The following is a 20,416-nucleotide window of genomic DNA, read 5'->3' on the forward strand; positions in this document are numbered from 1 at the left end:
AACTGGCCATATAGAGGGTGGTTATTCCATTCCTCGATGATCTGTTGCCCATTTCGCCGCGACAAAGTTAAACTGATAGTTCCGATTCTCCTCTACAAATATGCGCTCCACAACAACTTAATCCCCCAAATTTCTATTAAAAACATCTTCTAGAAGCTGGTCATAAGTCTTCACAATAGCGTTTTCTTTCAAGTCCTTAAAGTATGCATTGGTTTCCACCTTCACTCCTGCATCAGTGTTATAGAATGAATAGAATGTAACAATATCGTTCTCTGTACGTTTCACTTCAAAGTACTTAGAAAATACGTAATCATGTGTTGATACAAATATTTGTACGCCGCTACGCTGCAACTCCAACAACATTTCAACCAAGACAGGAATGTGGCAAGGATTTATATTGGCCTCCGGTTCGTCCCAAAACAGGATGGAGCCCTTTTCAAGAGTACCGTTTTTGATTAATTGCCAAAGCAACGCGATCTTTCGGATACCCTCGGCTACAAGTGAAAATTCAATTTTACCTTTGTTTTTCAGGTAGAACCTATCTTTTTTAACGAGCACGGTTCCTGTTGTTATCTTCTGGAGAATGTTAAGATACTTCTTTCGCTCACTATTATCTTTTCCGGCTGAAATATCTATCTTGGCAGAAGTGATAATATCTACGTAAGTATCATCAAAGTCAACATTGTTTTTATCTACCGCTGCTTCCAAATTCCAAGCATTTGACAATATTTCTTTGGCGGGTATAAAAGTACTTGTTAACGAAGATAATTCTCTTTCCCACTTGAATTCCCCGCTTATTTCAGCGTCCCACTTTTGAGTTTTCAGATGGAACTCGGCAGAAATCTGAGCTTGTTCCGACTCAACAACAATTTTGGAGCGGTTGTTTCCTTTTTTTCTTCTTATTAGTCTCGAAATTTTTAATTGATCCGGTTTAAATACTTTCACAAGTTTATGACTGAAAGAAACGTCAATTCTCACAGCCTGACAAGCGCTGTACAATACTTTCATGACATGCGTTTTTCCTGTTCCGTTCTCGCCAATAAAAACATTGAACAGAAGAGTTCAGAGAACTCGCCGAAAAGTCGTCAAAAATTTTCTCTAATCGTCGTCAAACCATTACGGGATATAGTGCTCTAGGTGATAAAGTAGAAGTACAAATTGAATATGAAGGCAGATTGGCTGTTGATTTGCCAAATGGATTAAAAGCTGGAGATACACTGCAATTAAAAGGAAAGTCAGTATTTGAATTGAAAGAAGGTAAAATATCATTAATTGAAGATTACAGTTAAGTTATATGTCGGGGGACGTTACATAAAACATAAAATTAAGAATATTGAGATAAAAATTTCAAGCGATTGCTTATTAAAAGAGGGGTGAGAGCCCCTCTTTGCATTTTCTCAAAAAATAAATAAATATTATTCCTGCCATTGAGCAACTCATCAAAGTCAGGCGATTGAAACATATACGAAAATGGCAACTAAAATCGCTAATCGCAAGACAACGCGCCATATCGACGCGTACCATGCATTCTTCGAAGCGTTGAAGTAAACGGGGAGATGGAAAATGGGCGCATTGTCTTCTGGTTTATTTACGTTATAGATTATTTCGATTGCCCCTTTGCGTATCGGCCTGAAATAAATCGTGTTTTTGTACGTCTTCCCCTTCGCTTTGAATTGATAATGGTATCTTTTGTTCCTAATCGTTGTGTGTTCGTCGTAAACCTCATATTCTTCTGTGTCAAGACCCACTGTAACGCGCCGTCCATGCCTAAGCAGTTGTAGGCGACTCCATCCCCTGAAAGCTGTCATTAGCGTAAAAATGCCAAACAGGACAAGACAGACGGAATACCAGGTCAAGTCCTCATGTCCCTCAGTAAGAGTAATAAGTTCAAGCAGAAACATAATGAACAAAGTGAACCACAGTAAAAACCAGAAAGAACAAAAAGCAGCGACCGCAGCCAACCAATGCACTCGATTCAGTTGATTCTCCATTGCGACCTCCATACTCATGGTGAGATTTTCAAATGGTAGCGTTACATTATTCTTGGTGTAACAGGGAAATCCTCCATCCCGTTGCAGAAGAAGCTCGAAATTTGCCATGAAATACGGTTTAGGCAGGTTGCTCTTAAAAGGCACCAAAAAAAGAGTCCATTTCGTATCCGTACCCCCGGCCTTGAAGAAGTGTGGTTTGCCGCTGTTTTATGGCTTGTTTGTTTATTGCTTCTACCGTTTCATGCGAAAACCTGCCGAGGGTAAATGGCTGCCCGTCATAATGGTCTATTGGATATGACATTTTTTGATTTGCATCTCTAGACAAAGAAATAGAGGGGATATTCCCCTCTATTCGTTAATTACGCAATATATCTCAGAATTGGTCCTTCCTCACCAACAGTGAACAACACTCCACATGCTGAGTATGCGGAAACATATCCACCGGCTGCACACTAACCACCTCATACCGCTGCAACAATTTCGCCACGTCCTTCGCCAATGTCGACGGATTACACGACACATACACAATCCGCTTCGGCTGCACATCCAAAAGCAACCGAATCAGCGCATCATCCAGCCCGGTGCGTGGCGGGTCGACGACGACGACATCCGGGCGCGTGCCTTGCTTGGCCCATTTTGGCATCAGTACCTCGGCGCGGCCTGTGTGGAAGCTTGCGTTTGTCGCCTGGTTGCGTGCCGCGTTGCGGTTTGCGTCCTCGACGGCTTCCGGGATCAGTTCGATGCCGCGTACTTCGCGGGCGTAGGGCGCGAGCCACAGGCCGATCGTGCCCGTGCCGCAGTACAGGTCGAGGACGAGCTCCTTGCCCGTCAAGGCTGCGGCTTTTTTCACCTCGTCGTACAGCTTTTTCGTCTGCTCTGGGTTCAGTTGAAAAAAGGCGCGTGCCGACAAATCAAACGACAGCTCCCCGAGCTTTTCCGCGATGGAAGGTCTGCCCCACAGGGAGATCGTCTGGTTGCCGAAGACGATCGACGTTTTTTGCGGATTTACGTTTTGCGCGATGCTGACAAGCTCCGGCAGGCGTGTGCGCAGTTCCAGAATCAGTTCCTTGACGCGAGGAATTTCCTTGGTAGCTGTTACCAGTGTCAGTTGTGTTTCCCCTGTGGCAAAAGCCACCCGCGCCACGATTGTGCGAATGACACCTGTACGTTTGCGCTCGTCGTAAACAGGGATGCCCAGTTCCTCGATAATTTTTTTCGCGGCTTGCACGATTTTGGTCGTCGCCTCGTGCTGCACCAGGCAGCCTTCCAGATCGACGAGCCTGTGGCTGCCTGCCTGGTACAGTCCGGCGATGAGCTTGCCGTTTTGCTTGCCCACCTGGAACTGCGCCTTGTTGCGGTACGACCACGGATTGTCCATCCCGATGGTCGGGGCGACGGGGGGATCGGACAGGCGGGCGTATTTGCGCAGAGACTCAATGACAATTTCCTGCTTGCTGGCAAGCTGTGCCGCATAGTCCATGTGCTGCAGGCTGCAGCCGCCGCATTCCTTGTAGACCGGACAGGGCGGGACGGTGCGCGAGGAGGATTTTTCCACGACGCGCAGCAGGCGGGCTGTTGCATACTTTTCCCGCGCTTCCGTCACTTCGGCATGGACGACCTCGCCGGGGAGAGCGCCTTCGACGAAGACGATCTTCCGTTTGAAGTAGCCGATTCCTTCGCCGTTGATTCCCAGACTTTTTATGGTGAGCGTCATCTGCTGGCCGACGCGTATCATTGCTTCTTGTTCCTTTTTGTGTGTTGGCATCTTTTGTTCTCCTCAGGGTGTTTCAGTATCCTTTCATTATAGTTGATTGCGAGACTTGTTGCATGGGGGGCCGGGTGCTTTCGCTCACAAATAATGGCAACTTCCTGTGCAGCCTTGTTTTTGTTATAATAGTGCGGAGAATACTGAGGGAGTTGTGACGCTAGATGCAAGAGCTATTTGACAAAATGAAAGAATACCTCAACATGGATACCGAAATTTCTTTTGAAGAGTTTGATGGCTACTACAAAAAAGTAGTCGCGTTTCTGAACGATAACTGGAAAGAGCTGAACGAGAATGACACGATGCACATGCTGTTTATCCTCGACAACCTCAAATCGAACGGCGAGGATCGTGCCAAGCGCAAATTGAAGGAAGCGAAAAAATATGCGAAAATGGCGCAACGCTCCGAGATTTGGGCAAATGCGCTGATCGTCCGTCTGCGTGAAGCTGGTTTGACCGACGAAGAGATTGGCAAGCGCTACGAAGCGATCTACGAAGCGGTTTAAAACTGCCACATAGCAAAAAGCAGGAGAAAGTCACCCGAGTGTGAGCTTTCTCTTTTTTGCTAGGCGAAAAGAGTACGTTTGACAAGAAAACAGAGTCGCATTATAATTTGTAACTAATAATTTGAATAGTTTGTTATTCATTGCGTTGAAAAGGAAGAGTAGAAGCAGAGAGCAGCGTGCAGAGAGCCGTTCCCCGTGCTGAAAGAACGGTCGCCCAGCCTGTTTTGAAAATCACCTTGGAGCAGTGTTCTTGAAAGCCGCCCCATTGCCGGGCTGTGAGTAGAGGACAACGGATTCGTCTCCGTTACCGGACGGGAGTTCCCATGTGGAACTTCTCTCAAGTCTGTTTTTCGTGAGGAAGACAGAGAAGCTGAGTGGTACCGCGATGCCTTCGCCTCAGCCAGCCGTGCGCAAACCAAGCGCTGCTGGCGAGGCGGAGGCTTTTTTTCATAAAAAAGAGACAACCAACGTTTGGGAGGAGCCAGAGAGCTATGCATACAGTGAGAGTAGAAGATATTGTGGTGGCCAACCACGGATTGAAAGACGTAGTGGAGAAGACACCGCTGCAAAAAAACAACGTGCTGTCCGAGCGCTACGGCTGCAACGTCTATTTGAAGCGGGAGGATTTGCAGGTCGTCCGCTCCTTTAAAATTCGCGGGGCGTACCATTTCATCCGCAGCTTGTCCGCAGAAGAGCGCGAGCGCGGCGTGGTGTGTGCCAGTGCGGGCAACCACGCGCAAGGGGTCGCGTATTCGTGCCAGCATTTGCAAATCCGGGGCACGATTTTCATGCCGACGACAACCCCGCGCCAAAAAGTTTCCCAGGTAAAACGCTTCGGTGGCTCGTATGTGGAGGTCGTGCTGATCGGGGATACATTTGACGACTCCTACGCAGAAGCGATGAAATATTGCCTCCAGGAAGACCGGACGTTTGTCCATCCGTTCGACGATCCGCTGGTGGTAGCAGGGCAGGGGACAGTAGGGCTGGAAATCATGAACGATCTGGAGGAGCCTGCCGATTTCGTGTTCATGAGCATCGGCGGCGGCGGTCTGGCGGCAGGGGTTGGTACGTATGTAAAAGGGATCAGCCCGGACACGCAGATCATCGGGGTGGAGCCAGCGGGAGCAGCCTCGATGAAAGCAGCGTTGGAGAATGATGATGTGGTGACGCTCGATGAGATCGACAAGTTCGTGGACGGAGCGGCAGTCAAGCAAGTCGGGCAGTTGACGATGAGCATTTGCCGCGACGTGCTGAGCGACATCGTGCTGGTGCCGGAGGGCAAAGTATGTACGACGATTCTGGAGCTGTACAACAGCAGCGCGATTGTGGTCGAGCCTGCCGGGGCGCTGTCGATTGCCGCGCTCGACTACTACAAGGAGCAGATCGCGGGCAAAAACGTCGTCTGTATCATTAGCGGCGGAAACAACGATATTGACCGGATGCAGGAAATCAAGGAGCGCTCCTTGCTGCACGAAGGCTTGAAGCATTATTTCATCATCAATTTCCCGCAGCGCGCCGGAGCTTTGCGCGAGTTCATGGAAAAGGTGCTCGGCCCGCATGATGACATCACGCGCTTTGAGTACACGAAGAAAAACAACAAGGAAAACGGCCCGGCGCTCGTCGGCATCGAAATGAAATGCCAGGAGGACTACCAGCCGCTGATTAGCCGGATGAAGCAGCACGGCATCCGCTATGTCGAGATCACCAACGATCCGTATTTGTTTAACCTGTTGATTTAAGAACGTTGTGTTACAACAGATGATGGATTTGCAAAAATGTATGAATACAGCGAAAAAGGGAGCATTCAGGAGCATTTGAGCGAGAGAAGGAGATAGTGCGGCGTAATGTATTATAACAAACTTTTATAAAACAGGTTCTGTTGTAATACAATACAGATAACAACACACGGGGGGTTATAATCATGACGCCAATCACTACTTTTTTCCGCAATCTCGAAGCAAAATGCTGCGCTGCCTGCGGCCAGATCATCAACGAGCAGGCTGAATCTTACGCGACCGAATGCTTCACTTGCCAGGAGCAGGCATCCTACGACGCCTACAAACACTACCACAAAAAACGGTAAGCAGATGAATACAGTTTGAAACAGGTATACCAAAACGGTTGCAGCCAGTGGGTATGCCTTTTTTGTTTTCACACCAAAAAAGCCGTTGCCAGAAAAGCAGCGGCTTTTCGCCGTTCAATGTGATTTGGCCTGGGACTTGGCAGCCTGTTCCTTGACGTAGTCAATCAGGCCGAGTTGGAAGCCCTCCTGTGTCAGCAAGCGCTGGGCTTCGTAGGTGCTGGCGTAGTAGGCCTGGACGTGCGGATCGTTTTCCAGCACATGGCGGCATGCTTCGTCGCGGGCAAGCTCTCTGTACCAATCCGCTTCCTTGATTTGCGCGACCAGCTCCTCGTAGGCAGGCTCCGGCTTTTTCCACGGGTTCAAGCGGTGAAAAATTTCAGCAAAAATCGCAACCACGACTAAAATTCCGATGAGAAACATGTTTGTCACCTCTGACGTTGGTTCCTTCCCATGGTACCACTCCCGGAGCGCTTTTCGCTATGGGGAAGTCTGTTCTTGCTTGCAAATGCGAAAAAAAGCAGGCATGCTAGTGACAGAAAACCAAACGGGGCCTGTCATAACACAGGTTCAGGCAGTGAGAACAAAAGGAGGGCACCCCATGTTTCATCCGCTGGTATTTGACAATATCAGAGTGGTGCTGGAAGGCGCGGTGTACGACCGCGATTTTGACGGGGCGATTACGATTACCAATCGGTCGGACGTCATGGATATGGCGACGTTCCAACGCTTGTTCCAGATTGACTTCAAGCTGGCCGGGCAGGCGGAAAACGAACGTGCTGTGCGGGCGCAAATGCAATTGCGCACGAGTCTCGGCGACATAGCCGCAGAACAACTGGAAACGCCGCTCGTGGAGCATATCGGCTGCACGATCTGCATTCATTTTTATATGCACTTGGAAAGTCCCGGCGACATTCCAGACAGGGCAAAAGAAATTACCGCAATTCTCAACGACATTTGGGGGCAGCGTCCGTTCATTACCCAGACACTGTCGGCGAAGCTGCCGGAGCATCGGATCGAATGGCCGCCGCAAAGCTGGGAAAACCGTGTGACGCTTGACTTTCATCGCAAGATCGACGAAGGAAACATCGAAGACCTGCGGCTGTTGATTGAGCACACGATTCAATCGCTTGCTGGTCTGCAAAACTACGTCGATCAAACATAGGGATTTACATTTAGACTCATGCGTATTATCATTTTGTTAACCTTATTATATTTTTAGTTAACATTGGAGGCTATTACGCATGAGAAACGAACGTTTGAGATGGCTCTTGCTTTCTGCCATTTTTGCCGCTGTCACGGCTGTGCTTTCCCAGGTGACGATTCCGCTGCCGCTCGTTCCGATCACCGGACAGACGCTTGCGGTTGGCTTGACCGCGACGATCCTGGGCAGCCGCTACGGTACACTCGCTCTGTTGATTTACGTGCTGCTTGGAGCGGTTGGCTTGCCTGTCTTTTCCGAAGCGAGCGGCGGGCTGCAAGTCTTGGTCGGCAAAACAGGCGGTTACATTTTCGGCTTCATCGCTACTGCCTTTGTGACGGGCCTTTATTTGGAAAAGTTCGGCTTTACGTTGAAGCATGCGGTCGTCGCCAACATCATCGGCATGTTCGTGACGCTCGTCTTCGGTTGTGTCCAGCTCAAATACGTGCTGGATATTCCGTGGGACAAAGCGATTGCCTTCGGCGCTACGCCATTTTTGGTCGTAGGCGTTATCAAGGCGGTGCTCGCCGCGCTGATCGGCATCAAAGTCCGGGAGCGGTTGATCGCCTCTCGCCTGCTGCGCGTGGAGCAGCCTGTCGCACGATAACAACGGTACACCTTTTCGCCACCTGATGCTGTCGGGTGGCTTTTTTCGCATAAACTCCTTTTCATGCCGGATACTATCGGTAATCCAATCGAAGCACATAAGGGGGAGTTCGTTCCATGAGTGTGACAGTTCAAGGACCACGCGGTTTGCCGATCTCCGGCAATATGCTTGCTTTTCGCAAAGACCCGTTGCAGTTTCTCCGCAACGCCGTTGCCGAGTATGGCGATGTCGTTCACTTTCGCTTTGGTCCGAAAAGGCATGTTTATTTGCTGACCAATCCCGACCAGATCAAGGAAGTGCTCGTAACCAAGCAAGACCATTTCAAAAAGGGAAAAGGCTTGCAGGTCGCTAGGGCCGTAGTCGGTGACGGGATACTTACCAGCGAAGGCCAGAAACACATGCGCCAACGCAGACTGATGCAGCCGGCTTTTCACCGGGAGCGGATCGCCAGTTACGGTCAGGTGATGGTGCGCCAGGCTGTCGAGTTGATGGAGGAGTGGAAAGCAGGAGAAGTCCGCGACATCCACGACGACATGATGCGGGTGACGCTGGCGATCATTACCGAAACGATGTTTGGCAAAAGCATCAAGGAGGGGGCCGACAAAATCGGACATGCGATCGACGTCGGACTGAAATATGTGGCGAACAAAGCTTCCTCCTTTATCGACATTCCGTTGTCGGTTCCGACAAAAAGCAATCGACAGTTTCTGGAGTCGAATGAAACGCTGGACAAAACGATTTTTTCCCTGATTGAAGAGCGGCGCAAATGCCAGGACGGCAGGCAGGACGATTTGTTGGGAATGCTGCTCGCGGCGCGGGATGAGGACGACGGCCAAGGGATGACAGACGAGCAGGTGCGGGACGAGGTCATGACGATTTTCGTGGCGGGTCACGAGACGACAGCGAACACGATGTCATGGATATTCTACTTGCTGGCGACTCATCCGCAGGTTGAGACCAAGCTGCACGAGGAACTTGCGACGGTATTGGCAGGCAGACTGCCTACGGTTGAAGATTTGCCAAAGCTCCCCTACACGAACCTCATCATCTCGGAAACGCTGCGACTGTACCCGGCAGCCTGGACGATCAATCGGGAAGTGGTAAAAGAGGTGACAATCGGCGAGTATACGTACCAGCCCGGCGATACGCTGATGATGAGCCAGTTTGTCATGCATCGACTGGAGCGCTACTACGAGCAGCCGGATGAGTTTGTTCCGGAGCGGTTCGCGGGCGATCTGTTGAAACGCATCCCGACGTATGCCTATTTTCCGTTTGGGGGAGGGCCAAGGATTTGTATCGGGAACAACTTCGCCCTGATGGAGGCTGCCCTGCTTTTGGCGACGATCGCGCAGCGCTACCGCCTGCGTCTGGCACAGCCTGGACAAGTAGTGGAGCCGGAGCCGCTCGTTACACTGCGTCCGAAAAACGGACTGCCGATGCGCCTGGAAAAGCGGGAATAAGGCAAAAAAAAGAGGCATCCTTGCACTACGGTTTCACCGTGATGTCTCAGATACCGAACTGGGGGTTATTTATCACTGAAAGCAACATGCTTATGATAAATACCTTAGCAGAGAAATATAAAAAATAAATTAACTGTGAATAAACCTATATAAATTTAACGGTGATAAAAGGGAATGGTGAAGGAGAAGCTGCTTCCTATTCCCTGTTCGCTGATTACCGTGAGTTCTCCGCCGTGGCGGCGCACGATGCTCTGGCAGATGGTCAGCCCAAGCCCTGTGCCGCCGTTGTTGCGGTTGCGGGACTTCTCCGCACGGTAAAACTTGTTGAAGATTTTGGGCAAATCTTCGGCTGCGATTCCTTCCCCTTTGTCTATGACGGAAAACAGCACATGTCCTTCCCGCTGGTCGCAAGTAACCAGGATGGAGCCATCCGGCTTGTTGTAATAAATCGCGTTGTTCAGCAAGTTTTCCATGACGCGGCGCAGCTTCGTTTCATCTGCTTCGATGTGCAGTTCATTGGACACGCGCAGCTTCCATTGAAACGCCAGGCCAGCTTCCTTTACCCGCGCCAGGTAGTCCTCGATAATTCCTTTCAAAAATCCTTTCACATGAATGCGGCTGATGTTGAGTCGCACCTCTTCTGTGTTGTGCATGGTAAAGTCCTGCAACTCGTCCAGCAGCTTTTCCAGATCGTTCACTTTCACTTCGATCTTGCCCATTTGCTTCTGAATTCGCGCCAAGTCTGTGACCCGGCCGGAGCCGATGTAGGAAGCGTAGCCTTTGATCGTGGTCAGCGGCGTGCGAAAATCATGGGCGATGGAGGCGATCATTTCTGACTGCCTTTCTTCGGAAAAGCGCAGCTCGTCGACCATGTCGCCAAAGTAGCGGAACAACTGCCCGAACTCATCATGCGAGCGATACGTAAACGTCACAAGCCGTTTGCCTTCGCGGATTTCCTGTGTGACGCGGGCCAGCTCGTTGACCGGGCGCAAAATCCAGCGGACGAACAGGGCGAGCAGCAGCAGACCGACGAGGACGAGGCTGCCGTAAATAAACCAGAGCATCATCGAGACGCCCTTCGTAGCCATCATGTCGTATTCGTCCGTGTAAAAGTAGACGACGATTTCACCTTCACGGGGAGGCTCCTGCTGAAAATGGTACTCTGCCACGACTTTCAGGTCGCTTTTCGTGCTGGAAGGGAGCGACAGCTTCAAGGAGTAGGCATGTGACGGTCTGTGGTAAATCGTGTTGCCGTTCGCGTCCGTCACGACCATCCGGTACATGACGTCTTCTGGAAGCTGTCTCTCCAACTCCTGGCGTTCGATCGGGTCCCTGAAGTTGCCGGAGAGCAGCAACTGGTTGAGCCGGACCTTTTCTGCCGCGTCCTTTTCAGCTTGATACTGGTTGTGACGGTCGTCTTTCAACTGCTCGATGATGATGTCCTGGAAGACGAACTTGAACAGCAGGATGTTGAGGGTAATCAGGGCGATAAAGGATAGAAAAAGCTTGTTGCGCAGACTCATCTACAGTTTCTCCCCGATGAATACGTAGCCTGTCCCCCATTGTGTTTTAATGAACTGTCGCTCTGTCTCCAGCTTTTCACGCAAGTTTTTGATGTGGACCGTCACCGTGTTGAGGGAGCCGTAGCCGTATCCCCAGACGCGGTCGTAAATTTGTTCTCTCGTGAAAACGATTCCAGCATTTTCTGCGAGGAACGTCAACAGCTGGAACTCCTTCGTGGACAGCTCAATTTTTTTGCCGCTGACGTAGACCGAATACGTTTCCTTGTGGATCTCCAAATCCTTGAACTTCAGGACGGTAATCGGGGAGCTGGACGTCTCTTTTTCCGGCTGCTCCTCGGTATGCTTGCGGATGCGCTCGTAGCGTCGCAGATGGGCGCGGATGCGAGCCAGCAGCTCTTCGGTGTCAAACGGCTTCGTAATGTAATCATCAGCGCCGATTTCGAAGCCGACGACTTTGTCTACCGCCTTGCTTTTCGCGCTGAGAAAAAGAATCGGCAAATCCCACTCGCGGCGAATTTGCGAGCAAAGCTCATAGCCGCTCATGTTCGGCATCATAATATCGAGCAAAATGAGATTGGGCCGCTCGCCCTGATTGAGCAGGGCAAGCGCGTCCTCGCCACTTTCCGCCGAAGAAACCCGGAAGCCTTCGTTTTCCAAAATATCTTCAAGCAGCTCAATAATCTCCTGATTGTCATCAACGATTAAAATATGATCTTTCACCGGAATTACCCCCAGTTACTTCTATATAATAGGTGAACAAGGTACTATCGTGTCTATCATAACATGCTTTCGCGCAAGAAAGGCAAATATCCGTTTCTATTCATGCATGATTACTTATAAGTAGGGCCACCTCTTTAGACCTGGTCCTAAATTTCGTCAGAAAAAGCCAGAGACGCTGTGTCCCTGGCTCTTATTTTTGCCGAACTACTACTTTTGTGCTTGATTTTCCGGCAACGATGCTGCTTGCACCGCGTTTTCCTTTTTCGGGGCTGCCGCTTCCAAAGCAGGTATGCTGATGCGCTTGGCGCCAACATAACGCTTGCTCCAGTAGTATGGGTCGTTCAACTTGGTGTTGACGACGCCGCGGCCAGTCTCCGAATGCACGAATGTGCCATTCCCGATGTAGATGCCTACGTGTGAGATGCTGCGTCCGTTTGTATTGAAGAACACAAGATCTCCAGGCTGCAGGTCTTTCTTGGCAACCGCTGTCCCCAATTCATATTGGGCGGCAGAATTGTGAGGCAGGTCTACACCTAACGCATCAAATACGTAGCGTGTGAAACCGGAGCAGTCAAAGCCCTTTTTGGACGTGCCAGATGCTTTGTAAGGGACGCCATACAGCTCGCTGACTACGTCTTGGAGTGTTGCACTCTCTGCCGCATGTGCAGCGCCGGCCCCCATCACAAGCATTCCAGCCATAACGAAAGACATTACCACCTTGCGCAAAAGAAACTGCTCCTTTCGTGAGCCTACGAAGTTAGCTGAAGGGTTCGGTCGAAAGGACGCCCTAGACTGCCAGCTGGCAATCATTCACCCCAAAAAAACTGGTTCCCCCGCTTCCGTCATACGGAATTCGGCTATTTTTCGATGTTTTTTTACACGCACCTTACGAAGATTCTACGCTTTTCCCGTTTTCCCTCTTTTTTGACCGCTTGTTCACTTTTTTGTCACAAAATTTCGCCAAATGGTGTAACGTCTTGCTTCGACAATGCAAGCGCTGGCTGGCGAAAAAGAGGGGACCAGGCTCGTCCGATTACGGCAGGAAATGCTCTCCGTCCAGGGACGGAGGGAAAAACCAACCGCACGCCCGTTATGGGGAGCCTATGCGGGGGGCTACAATAATGCCATAAGGTTCAACAAGCACCACACGCAAGAGATGATAGGAGGTAAGCGAGCATGAGCGAACGGTCTGGAAAGTTTTTGCTCGGACTGGTTCTCTTGCTGGTCGGCGGGTTGGTTCTCCTGGATTTAATCGGAATCGACCTTGGTGATCTGATCGGGATTTTGATTCCCGCGGTCATCATGCTGTACGGCGCTCGAAAAATCATGGGACAATCCGGTTCGCGTTTTTGGGGAATCGTGATCTTCCTGTTCGGGTTCCTGATGCTGATCGGCAAGCTCCATCTGCTGTTTCACGGCTTACTGGCCATTGGTGTGATTTATCTGGGGTATCGCTTACTGCGCCCCGGCCATGTCCCCAAGGAAGCGCCACCAGCCTGGGAACGTCAGTGGGCACAAAAGGTATTAAAGGAAGACATGCTGGACGCGTGGGAAAAAGAAGTGACCCGCCGCCAGCCATAAGCAGCCATGTCGCAACAGTTTTTGGATGAAATGACACGATGTGATATGATGAGGAGGAATTTAAAAATGAGTATTTTCAAACGTCTGCGTGACCTGACAGTAGCTTCGGTGAATGATGTTCTGGATTCGATGGAAGATCCGGTAGTCATGCTGAATCAATACATGCGGGATATGGAAGTGGAAATCGGACAAGTCGAAGTGGCTGTCGCCCGCCAGGTAGCACTGGAAAAGAAGTTCCGCCAGCAACTGGATGAAGCAAACGCTTTGATCGAAAAGCGCGACCGCCAAGTGAAGCTCGCGTTGACAGAAGGGGAAGACGAGCTTGCCCGCCGCGCTCTCGCGGACAAAAAGCAGTTCGAAGCTCGTGCAGCCGAGTACGAAACCCTCTATCTGGCAGCTTCCGAGGCCGCTGCACAAATGCGTGAAAAGCTGGCCGAGCTGAAGGAAGAATTCTATAAAATGCGTGCAAAAAAATTCACGCTGATGGCACGGGCACAGGTAGCCCGCACGCAAAAGCAGGTAAATCAAGCGGTAGCAGGGATTGGCAATCAGTCAGCAGGCCGCGGGTTCGCCCGGATGGAAGAAAAAGTGTTGCGCATGGAGGCAGAAGCACAAATGAGCGGCCAATGGCGCCATACGAACCTCGCCTGGGAAACGGCGTTGTCTGAGCTGGAAAAAGGCGATCTGGATGCGGAGCTTGCAAGCATCAAGGCATCGCTGCAGGAGAAAAAAACAGCGTCCGCCCAGTAGCAACAATCTTGATTGGACAGGAACTGGGGGAGCGGTTGTAGAATAGAGTGTGTCAATCAGGCAGCCTGTTTAGCAGGCTGCTTTTCCCCTAGGAGGTACGATTCTTGGCAGACTTCATGGTCTTTTTGCGAAGGTTCATCGCTGAGCCTGGGCGTGTAGGCAGCGTGATCCCCAGTTCGCGGTTTTTATGTGAGCGAATGTTGAAGAACGTCAATTGGGATTCAACAGATGTCATTTTGGAACTGGGACCTGGCACGGGCGCTTTTACCCAAACCATTTATCAAAATATCAATTCTGGTACCGACTATGTGCTTGTGGAGCGTGACAGCCAGTTTCGATCCATCCTTCAATCACGATTTCCTGATCTGCCTGTCAGGGAAGAAGCGACGAGACTCGGACAATATTTGGAAGAGCTGGAGCTTGGCAAGGCAGATGTCATCATTTCCGGCCTGCCGTTTGCCAATTTTCCGTCAGAGTTGCGAACAGCGATCCTGGACGAAGTGCAAAAGGCATTGAAGCCAGGCGGTCTGTTCATTACATTCCAATATTCGTTACAACTCCAGGCTGAGCTGCAGGCGCGTTTTTCCTTGGTAGAGACAGACTTCACCTTGCTGAATATCCCACCTGCATTCATTTATACATGTCGTAACGGACGAAGTGAAAACGATCAGCATGGGGCGTAAGAGAGGAGACTTTTGTGAAACTGTCCCGCTTGCACACAATGTTGGCTGGCGTCCTGATTATTTTGACAGGAATCGGCCTGTTATTAGACAGTTTGCATATCATTTCGTTTGATCTGTTTGATCTGTGGCCGATGGTGCTCGTCTACTTCGGCGTTCGCCTGTGGGGAAAAAACAAACGGATCAGAGGCGGCATTCTGTTTTGTTTAGGGTTTATCATTGCACTCGATATGTGGTTTGGCATCGGCGTAGACGATGTGTTCCGGCTCGCTGTGCCCATCCTGTTTATTTATTTTGGCTTTCGATTGATTCGCGGCAAGACCAGAGAAAAAGGCAACCGTCCACCCCTCCCGCCGTTTCCGGCTCAGGACGAGATGACCGCTCCCCCCATGGGCAGGGGGAGGGATCATCAATCGGGCGGGATACGTCAGGAAGCTGCCCAATGGCTGGACAGCTTGAACAAATGGAAACCTTCACGCGGCAAGCTCCCTGGGCAGGAGGGAGCATCTGTCTACCGTGAACGGATTTTGCCCAAAGATTCCCGCAGCTCGTTGATCGGGGATTACCATTTGACCTCTGGACGTTTTGAGCTGAGCGCCCTGCATGTCTGGCACGGGATCGGGGATGTGGTCATTGACCTTTCCCGCGCAGTGCTGACGCAGGATGAAGCGATGCTGATTGTGGAAGGCTGGGTGGGAGATGTCACGATCTACGTTCCGGTCGATCTCCCGGTTTCCGTGAACGCCGAGCTGAGTCTGGGCGATCTGGAAGTGCTGAGCCACCGCCAGGGAGGAATCAACCGCAGTATCATCATTCGCTCCGATCAATACGAAGAGGCGGCTCAAAAAGTGAATGTGCATATCTCGCTGCTAGTCGGCGATATAAAAGTCAAGTACATCTAGGAGGTACTGGCAGATGCGTCGACAGCGATTGGCGAGTATTCAGTGGCAATATGTGCGCTACGGCGTCCTGCTTGCCGGAAGTGCAGTGATCGTTTCGTTTATTTGTTTCTTTTGGCTCTATTTCGTGTGGAAGGATATGCCGGAGGTGCATAGTTGGTATAGCAGCCTGATCGGCAATCCGAAGGTAGTGTTGTGGGTAGAACAATATTTGGGGCTGACCTTGCCTGCACAGCCTGGCGGGCTGGTGCAGCTGGCGGCTTTTGTCGTCGCGCTTCCGGTCGGTGTGCTGGTCGCGCTGATTATATCCTATATTGTCGGAAACCTGTTGAAAAAGCGGCTCAGTGTGCTGTGGGAAGCCGCGATGAAGCTCGGACGGGGAATGCTCTCCTACCGTGTACCGGATTTGGGAGTCGATGAAGTCGGGGAGCTGGGCTGGCAATTGAACCGCTTGGCCGCACAGTGGGAGGAACAGGTCGCGTCCTTGCAGCGTCTGTCCAATCACAATGCGGACCTGGCTGAGCAAGTAAAGCAGGCAGCCGTGACAGAGGAACGGCAGCGCCTGGCACGCGAGCTGCACGATGCGGTCAGTCAGCAGTTGTTTGCGATCGCCATGACGACGGCGGCGATGCGGCGGCTCGTGGAAAAAAATCCGCAGCGCGCTGCCCAGCAGATTGAGTTGGTAGAGGAAATGGCAGCGGCGGCACAGGCGGAGATGCGGGCATTGCTCTTGCATCTTCGTCCGGCCACGCTGCAAAACAAGACGCTGAAGGAAGCGATCCTCGAACTTTTGGATGAGCTGGAACGGAAAAATGCGATGGAGCTGACGTGGGAGATTGAGGACGTCGAAGGCTTGCCGAGCGGCATTGAGGATCATCTGTTCCGGATTTTGCAGGAGTCGTTGTCCAATACGCTGCGGCACGCCAAAGCCAACCAGATAGCGGTCAAGCTGTTTACCTTGCAGGAGCAGGTGCGGCTTCGGGTGACAGATGACGGTGTCGGCTTTGATCCGGACGGAGAAAAAATGACGTCGTACGGCCTGCGCAGCATGCAGGAGCGGGTAGCCGAGGTAGGCGGCTCGATGGAGATTTATTCAGCAGTCGGCAAGGGAACGCAAATCGAAGTGCGGATTCCCCTGATGTCACAGCCGGAACGGGAAGGGTGAAAATTTTGTGATTCGCGTATTACTGGTAGACGATCATGAGATGGTGCGGATGGGGCTGGCTGCTTACCTGTCGACCGAGGATGACATCGAGGTGGTAGCAGAAGCGGGCAGCGGAGAAGAAGGCGTGCGGATGGCAGTCGAACTGCGGCCGGATGTCGTGCTCATGGATTTGGTCATGGAGGGCATAGGCGGTGTGGAAGCGACCCGGCGCATTCGCGAAGCTTGCCCGGCAAGCAAGGTCATCGTCCTCACCAGCTTTATTGACGATGAAAAAGTATATCCGGTCATCGAAGCGGGCGCTTTCAGTTATTTGCTAAAGACCTCGCGTGCGGCCGAAATCGCCAGGGCGATTCGCGCGGCTGCAGCCGGAGAGCCTGTACTGGAGTCGCGAGTGGCAGGAAAAATCATGGCCCGTTTCCGGCATGGACAGGAATCGCACCCGCATGAGCAGCTGACCCCGCGCGAGCTGGAGGTTTTGAAGCTGATCGGTCAGGGCAAGTCCAATCAGGAAATTGCCGATGAGCTGATTATCGGGATCAAAACGGTAAAGACGCACGTCAGCAATATCCTCGCCAAGCTGAATGTCGAGGACCGCACACAGGCGGCCATTTACGTACACACGCACAATCTAGGCTAATACGGTAAAAAAGCGAAAAGCTCCTTGTGACAGGAGAGCACTGCAAAAGTGCTCTCTCGGTTTTTAATAATGGGTTCATGTCAATAATTGATGCCGACGGCATCAAAAAGAATGCAGCCTTACTTCTTACGAAGCTGGCTGCATTTGCTTTATTAGCTTTACCATTCGCTTTACGTTTACAACGAATGCCGTTAAGTATGCTTGTATCCGCATACCAAATAAACCACGGTATTTTGCCCTGGTCAATCCATGAAATCTTTTTAATTCAGCATTTTTGTGCTCAATGATCCGGCGACGCTTCGATCGCTCTTTGAAGGTGGTGCTTGCCTCAAACCTCATGTGCTCTTGATAGTGCTCCGCCACCATACGAATGGAATAAGTCTTTGCTTTGGCACCAGGCTTGTAGCATCCTTCGCGAAGTGGACATGTCTTGCACTTCTCCACATCAAAGTAAAAGACAAGAGAACGGCTGCGCCCGGATTTTTTCTTCCCTTGTACCGCTTTTCGTATACTGTGCTCTCCGGTTGGGCAAATGACAAAGTCGGCGTCTTTGTTGTATGTAAAGCCTTCCTGTTTCATTCCTCCGGAATGGACAATTGGGTTTAAGGGGACTATCGGTTGAATGTCTTTTGAGGCAAGGAGATTTAAATTGTCTTTTCCAGAGTAAGCAGTGTCTCCGATGACTTCCTCAATCTTCATACCTGTCTTTTCTGTTTGCTCTAATAGCTTTGGCAGTTGTTTGCCATCATCTTCACTTCCACCCGTAACTTCAATCGCAGTGATGATCTCTTCTTCTGTCATCGCTACATGCTCTTTGTAGCCAAAAAAGGAGAGGGTATTGCTTTTCCAGCCAAAACGCGCGTCTGGGTCAATCGCAGACATGATGCCTTTGTTTGCTAGTAACCGTTCATCTTCCACGATTTGCTTTGCGTGCTTGAGTTTTTCGGAGATGGCCCCTTCATGATCAGGAAGGAGATTTTCTACCGTTTCTCCCAGTTCAGCGAGGTAATGTAGCATCACTTTTGCCGCATCGACATCGCCTTGCATACACTTCGGAGGACGAGGAAGTTTCTTCTCCAGCTTTGGATGCTTTTTAAGTACGGCTCGTACGAGCCGTTTGGCGGCTTCCTGCAACACGTCCAAAGGCCGTTTCTTTTGAGTGGAAGCAACAGTATGTGTTGCATCGACAATGAGTGTTTTTGACTTAATCAAGCCTTCTTCTACGCACTGTTTTACAAGCACTTGTAAGATTTCGTTAATCTGGCTTGCACCTAAGCGATGATTCCGAAATCGGGATAATTGTGACGGATCGGGCAAAGTATCCTCAGGATTCAACCCCAAGAACCATTTATACGCGAGGTTTACTTGTGCTTCTTGAATCATTCGCTCATCGGATAAGCCATAAAGATACTGCAGAAATAAAAGACGAAACAGAAGTTCCGGTTCATTCGCTGGTCTTCCGTAATATTCACAATAAGATGGACGAACTAACTCGTAAATGAACGAAAAGTCCACAGCTTCGTTGATTTTTCGAAGAAGATGGTCTTCGGGAATTAAATTGTAAAGTTCTGAATGAAATGAGGCTTTCAATTGTCTGTCAGCAGATAGCATGGCAACATGTCCTTTGAACATTTTCTTAATATTGATTATAGCGAAAAACCAGCACCGCGAGGTGCTGGCAATCATTCAAAGCCAAAAAGCTGATGGAGTTTGGAATAGGAGGCGTTTTATTTGCGGAGCGCCTTTGCCAGCCTTCCAGCGTAGAGACGTGGACACGGGGATGAAGGGGGCGTTAGTCTCACTTCATTGTGAAACCCAGATGTTGAGCCCCCGCCCCGTGAAACGTCTCGGAACGGACAGATAAGCCCCATAGTGGGCTGGCAACGAAGCGAAGCAAAGAAACGCCTTCACTTTCCATATAAAGGAAGTGTTTTGCAGTGCTCTCTGACAGGGAGCTTTTTTTGAGTTTTTTTTGCGGATGTGGTAAAGATAGTAAGTAATAGACCGGGAAAGGAGGGACGGGCTATGAGGCACAAACCTCAGACACGCTCCAAGGTGCTTTCGGCGGACAATGGCGTGGATATTGTCGGAGATGTCCACGGCTGTTATGACGAATTTATAGAATTGATCCAGCTTCTGGGGTACGAACGGAGTAAGGACGGCACCTATCGTCACCCTCAGGGACGAAAGCTCCTTTCCCTTGGAGACATCACAAGTCGCGGGCCGAATTCCATCAAGATGCTGCAATTTTTTCACCTTCACGTCACAGCCGGACTGGCAGAGATGGTGGACAGCAATCACGGCTGGAAGATTGCTCGCTGGCTGGACGGAAGGCCTGTTACCCTGGCGCACGGCGATGAAAAGGTGGAGGAGGAACTGCGGCTCTACCTGCAAGAGTTCGGACCGAAAAAAACGTCCCTTTTGCGGGAGCAGAGTCGACGCCTGCTGTTCTCCTCGCCCTCGCACATGCTGATCCGCCGCCATGACAAGCTGGAAGCTGTTGCCGTTCACGCCGGAATCAGAGATGACTACATCGGGATGGAATCGCCGGCTGTCTATACGTTTTGCCGTTACGGGGACGTAGCCGGGACCGGGCCTGATGGCCGTCCGATCCGCAGAGAGTGGGCGAAGGAACGGAAAGTGACAAGCCCGATCATCGTCTGGGGGCACGATCCCCATCCGGAGCCAAAACGAAAAAACGGCACGATCAACATCGACCAGGGCTGCGTGTTTGGCGGAATGCTAACCGCCTATCGCTTTCCGGAGGACGAGGTGTTGAGTGTGCCGGCCAAGAAAAATTATTCAGGCCTGGCGGATACGCCGCTGACTCGTTATAAGGCCGATTGAGCAT

Annotated in this window: 21 protein-coding genes, 1 riboswitch and 1 other annotated feature; of the genes, 13 read left to right on the top strand and 8 right to left on the bottom strand. The window is 50.8% G+C overall.

From position 1 onward, the window contains the following. Positions 1–117: 117 nt before the first annotated feature. The 3 genes from AAFJ72_RS04290 to rlmD form a co-directional block, all read right to left on the bottom strand. Positions 118–1,008, bottom strand: a complete 891-nt coding sequence (locus AAFJ72_RS04290; RefSeq protein WP_432776194.1) for an AAA family ATPase — start codon at positions 1,006–1,008, stop codon at positions 118–120. 437 nt (positions 1,009–1,445) lie between these two features. Further along, positions 1,446–1,991: a hypothetical protein gene (locus AAFJ72_RS04295; RefSeq protein ID WP_432776195.1), complete on the bottom strand. Its 546-nt coding sequence runs from the start codon at positions 1,989–1,991 to the stop codon at positions 1,446–1,448. A 373-nt stretch (positions 1,992–2,364) separates the two neighbouring features. Continuing rightward, positions 2,365–3,756: a 23S rRNA (uracil(1939)-C(5))-methyltransferase RlmD gene (rlmD, locus tag AAFJ72_RS04300; protein WP_432776196.1), complete on the bottom strand. Its 1,392-nt coding sequence runs from the start codon at positions 3,754–3,756 to the stop codon at positions 2,365–2,367. Positions 3,757–3,920: 164 nt separating this feature from the next. On the opposite strand from rlmD, the gene AAFJ72_RS04305 reads away from it, so the two are divergent. From AAFJ72_RS04305 to yhfH, 3 genes are all read left to right on the top strand, one after another. Beyond that, positions 3,921–4,262: a hypothetical protein gene (locus tag AAFJ72_RS04305; RefSeq protein WP_432776197.1), complete on the top strand. Its 342-nt coding sequence runs from the start codon at positions 3,921–3,923 to the stop codon at positions 4,260–4,262. Between the two features lie 136 nt (positions 4,263–4,398). Next, positions 4,399–4,664: a binding site (T-box leader), on the top strand. Positions 4,665–4,753: 89 nt separating this feature from the next. Continuing rightward, entirely contained in the window at positions 4,754–6,001 is a 1,248-nt protein-coding gene (gene ilvA / locus AAFJ72_RS04310; protein ID WP_122905134.1) for a threonine ammonia-lyase IlvA, read from the top strand. Positions 6,002–6,183: 182 nt separating this feature from the next. After that, positions 6,184–6,345 carry a protein YhfH gene (gene yhfH / locus AAFJ72_RS04315; RefSeq protein ID WP_122905133.1) on the top strand — a complete coding sequence of 54 codons (162 nt, stop codon included), beginning with the start codon at positions 6,184–6,186 and terminating at the stop codon, positions 6,343–6,345. A gap of 114 nt (positions 6,346–6,459) precedes the next feature. Here yhfH and AAFJ72_RS04320 read toward each other — a convergent pair whose 3' ends face one another. After that, positions 6,460–6,765, bottom strand: a complete 306-nt coding sequence (locus tag AAFJ72_RS04320; protein WP_432776198.1) for a hypothetical protein — start codon at positions 6,763–6,765, stop codon at positions 6,460–6,462. Between the two features lie 178 nt (positions 6,766–6,943). Here AAFJ72_RS04320 and AAFJ72_RS04325 point away from each other — a divergent pair, with 178 nt between their 5' ends. The 3 genes from AAFJ72_RS04325 to AAFJ72_RS04335 all read left to right on the top strand — a co-directional run bounded on the left by AAFJ72_RS04325 (position 6,944) and on the right by AAFJ72_RS04335 (position 9,610). Continuing rightward, entirely contained in the window at positions 6,944–7,507 is a 564-nt protein-coding gene (locus tag AAFJ72_RS04325) for a hypothetical protein (protein WP_432776199.1), read from the top strand. A 79-nt stretch (positions 7,508–7,586) separates the two neighbouring features. Continuing rightward, the gene (locus AAFJ72_RS04330; protein WP_432776200.1) at positions 7,587–8,150 is read left to right on the top strand and encodes a biotin transporter BioY; all 564 of its coding nucleotides are present in this window, start codon (positions 7,587–7,589) and stop codon (positions 8,148–8,150) included. 116 nt (positions 8,151–8,266) lie between these two features. Next, positions 8,267–9,610 carry a cytochrome P450 gene (locus AAFJ72_RS04335; protein ID WP_432776201.1) on the top strand — a complete coding sequence of 448 codons (1,344 nt, stop codon included), beginning with the start codon at positions 8,267–8,269 and terminating at the stop codon, positions 9,608–9,610. A 155-nt stretch (positions 9,611–9,765) separates the two neighbouring features. Here AAFJ72_RS04335 and AAFJ72_RS04340 read toward each other — a convergent pair whose 3' ends face one another. The 3 genes from AAFJ72_RS04340 to AAFJ72_RS04350 form a co-directional block, all read right to left on the bottom strand. After that, entirely contained in the window at positions 9,766–11,133 is a 1,368-nt protein-coding gene (locus AAFJ72_RS04340) for a sensor histidine kinase (protein ID WP_432776202.1), read from the bottom strand. Continuing rightward, the gene (locus tag AAFJ72_RS04345) at positions 11,134–11,853 is read right to left on the bottom strand and encodes a response regulator transcription factor (protein WP_122905127.1); all 720 of its coding nucleotides are present in this window, start codon (positions 11,851–11,853) and stop codon (positions 11,134–11,136) included. 207 nt (positions 11,854–12,060) lie between these two features. After that, positions 12,061–12,579: a C40 family peptidase gene (locus tag AAFJ72_RS04350; protein ID WP_122905126.1), complete on the bottom strand. Its 519-nt coding sequence runs from the start codon at positions 12,577–12,579 to the stop codon at positions 12,061–12,063. 4 nt (positions 12,580–12,583) lie between these two features. Then, positions 12,584–12,722: riboswitch (cyclic di-AMP (ydaO/yuaA leader) on the bottom strand. A gap of 307 nt (positions 12,723–13,029) precedes the next feature. Here AAFJ72_RS04350 and AAFJ72_RS04355 point away from each other — a divergent pair. From AAFJ72_RS04355 to AAFJ72_RS04380, 6 genes are all read left to right on the top strand, one after another. Beyond that, on the top strand, positions 13,030–13,434 hold the full coding sequence (locus tag AAFJ72_RS04355) for a LiaF transmembrane domain-containing protein (RefSeq protein WP_122905125.1): 405 nt from the start codon (positions 13,030–13,032) through the stop codon (positions 13,432–13,434). 66 nt (positions 13,435–13,500) lie between these two features. Then, complete coding sequence (locus tag AAFJ72_RS04360) at positions 13,501–14,184, top strand: PspA/IM30 family protein (protein WP_432776203.1); 684 nt, start codon at positions 13,501–13,503, stop codon at positions 14,182–14,184. A 104-nt stretch (positions 14,185–14,288) separates the two neighbouring features. Beyond that, positions 14,289–14,867 (top strand): class I SAM-dependent methyltransferase, encoded by a 579-nt coding sequence (locus tag AAFJ72_RS04365; protein ID WP_432776204.1) that lies wholly within the window; start codon positions 14,289–14,291, stop codon positions 14,865–14,867. A gap of 14 nt (positions 14,868–14,881) precedes the next feature. Continuing rightward, positions 14,882–15,766, top strand: a complete 885-nt coding sequence (liaF, locus tag AAFJ72_RS04370; RefSeq protein WP_432776205.1) for a cell wall-active antibiotics response protein LiaF — start codon at positions 14,882–14,884, stop codon at positions 15,764–15,766. Between the two features lie 13 nt (positions 15,767–15,779). Then, positions 15,780–16,928, top strand: a complete 1,149-nt coding sequence (locus tag AAFJ72_RS04375) for a HAMP domain-containing sensor histidine kinase (protein ID WP_432776206.1) — start codon at positions 15,780–15,782, stop codon at positions 16,926–16,928. Positions 16,929–16,935: 7 nt separating this feature from the next. After that, complete coding sequence (locus AAFJ72_RS04380) at positions 16,936–17,565, top strand: response regulator (RefSeq protein WP_122905120.1); 630 nt, start codon at positions 16,936–16,938, stop codon at positions 17,563–17,565. 126 nt (positions 17,566–17,691) lie between these two features. Here AAFJ72_RS04380 and AAFJ72_RS04385 read toward each other — a convergent pair whose 3' ends face one another. Further along, entirely contained in the window at positions 17,692–19,176 is a 1,485-nt protein-coding gene (locus tag AAFJ72_RS04385; RefSeq protein WP_432774196.1) for an IS1182 family transposase, read from the bottom strand. 414 nt (positions 19,177–19,590) lie between these two features. Here AAFJ72_RS04385 and AAFJ72_RS04390 point away from each other — a divergent pair, with 414 nt between their 5' ends. Beyond that, positions 19,591–20,412, top strand: a complete 822-nt coding sequence (locus tag AAFJ72_RS04390; RefSeq protein ID WP_432776207.1) for a metallophosphoesterase — start codon at positions 19,591–19,593, stop codon at positions 20,410–20,412. Positions 20,413–20,416 lie beyond the last annotated feature (4 nt).

The organism is Brevibacillus gelatini, from assembly GCF_050920745.1.
Lineage (GTDB): Bacteria > Bacillota > Bacilli > Brevibacillales > Brevibacillaceae > Brevibacillus > Brevibacillus gelatini.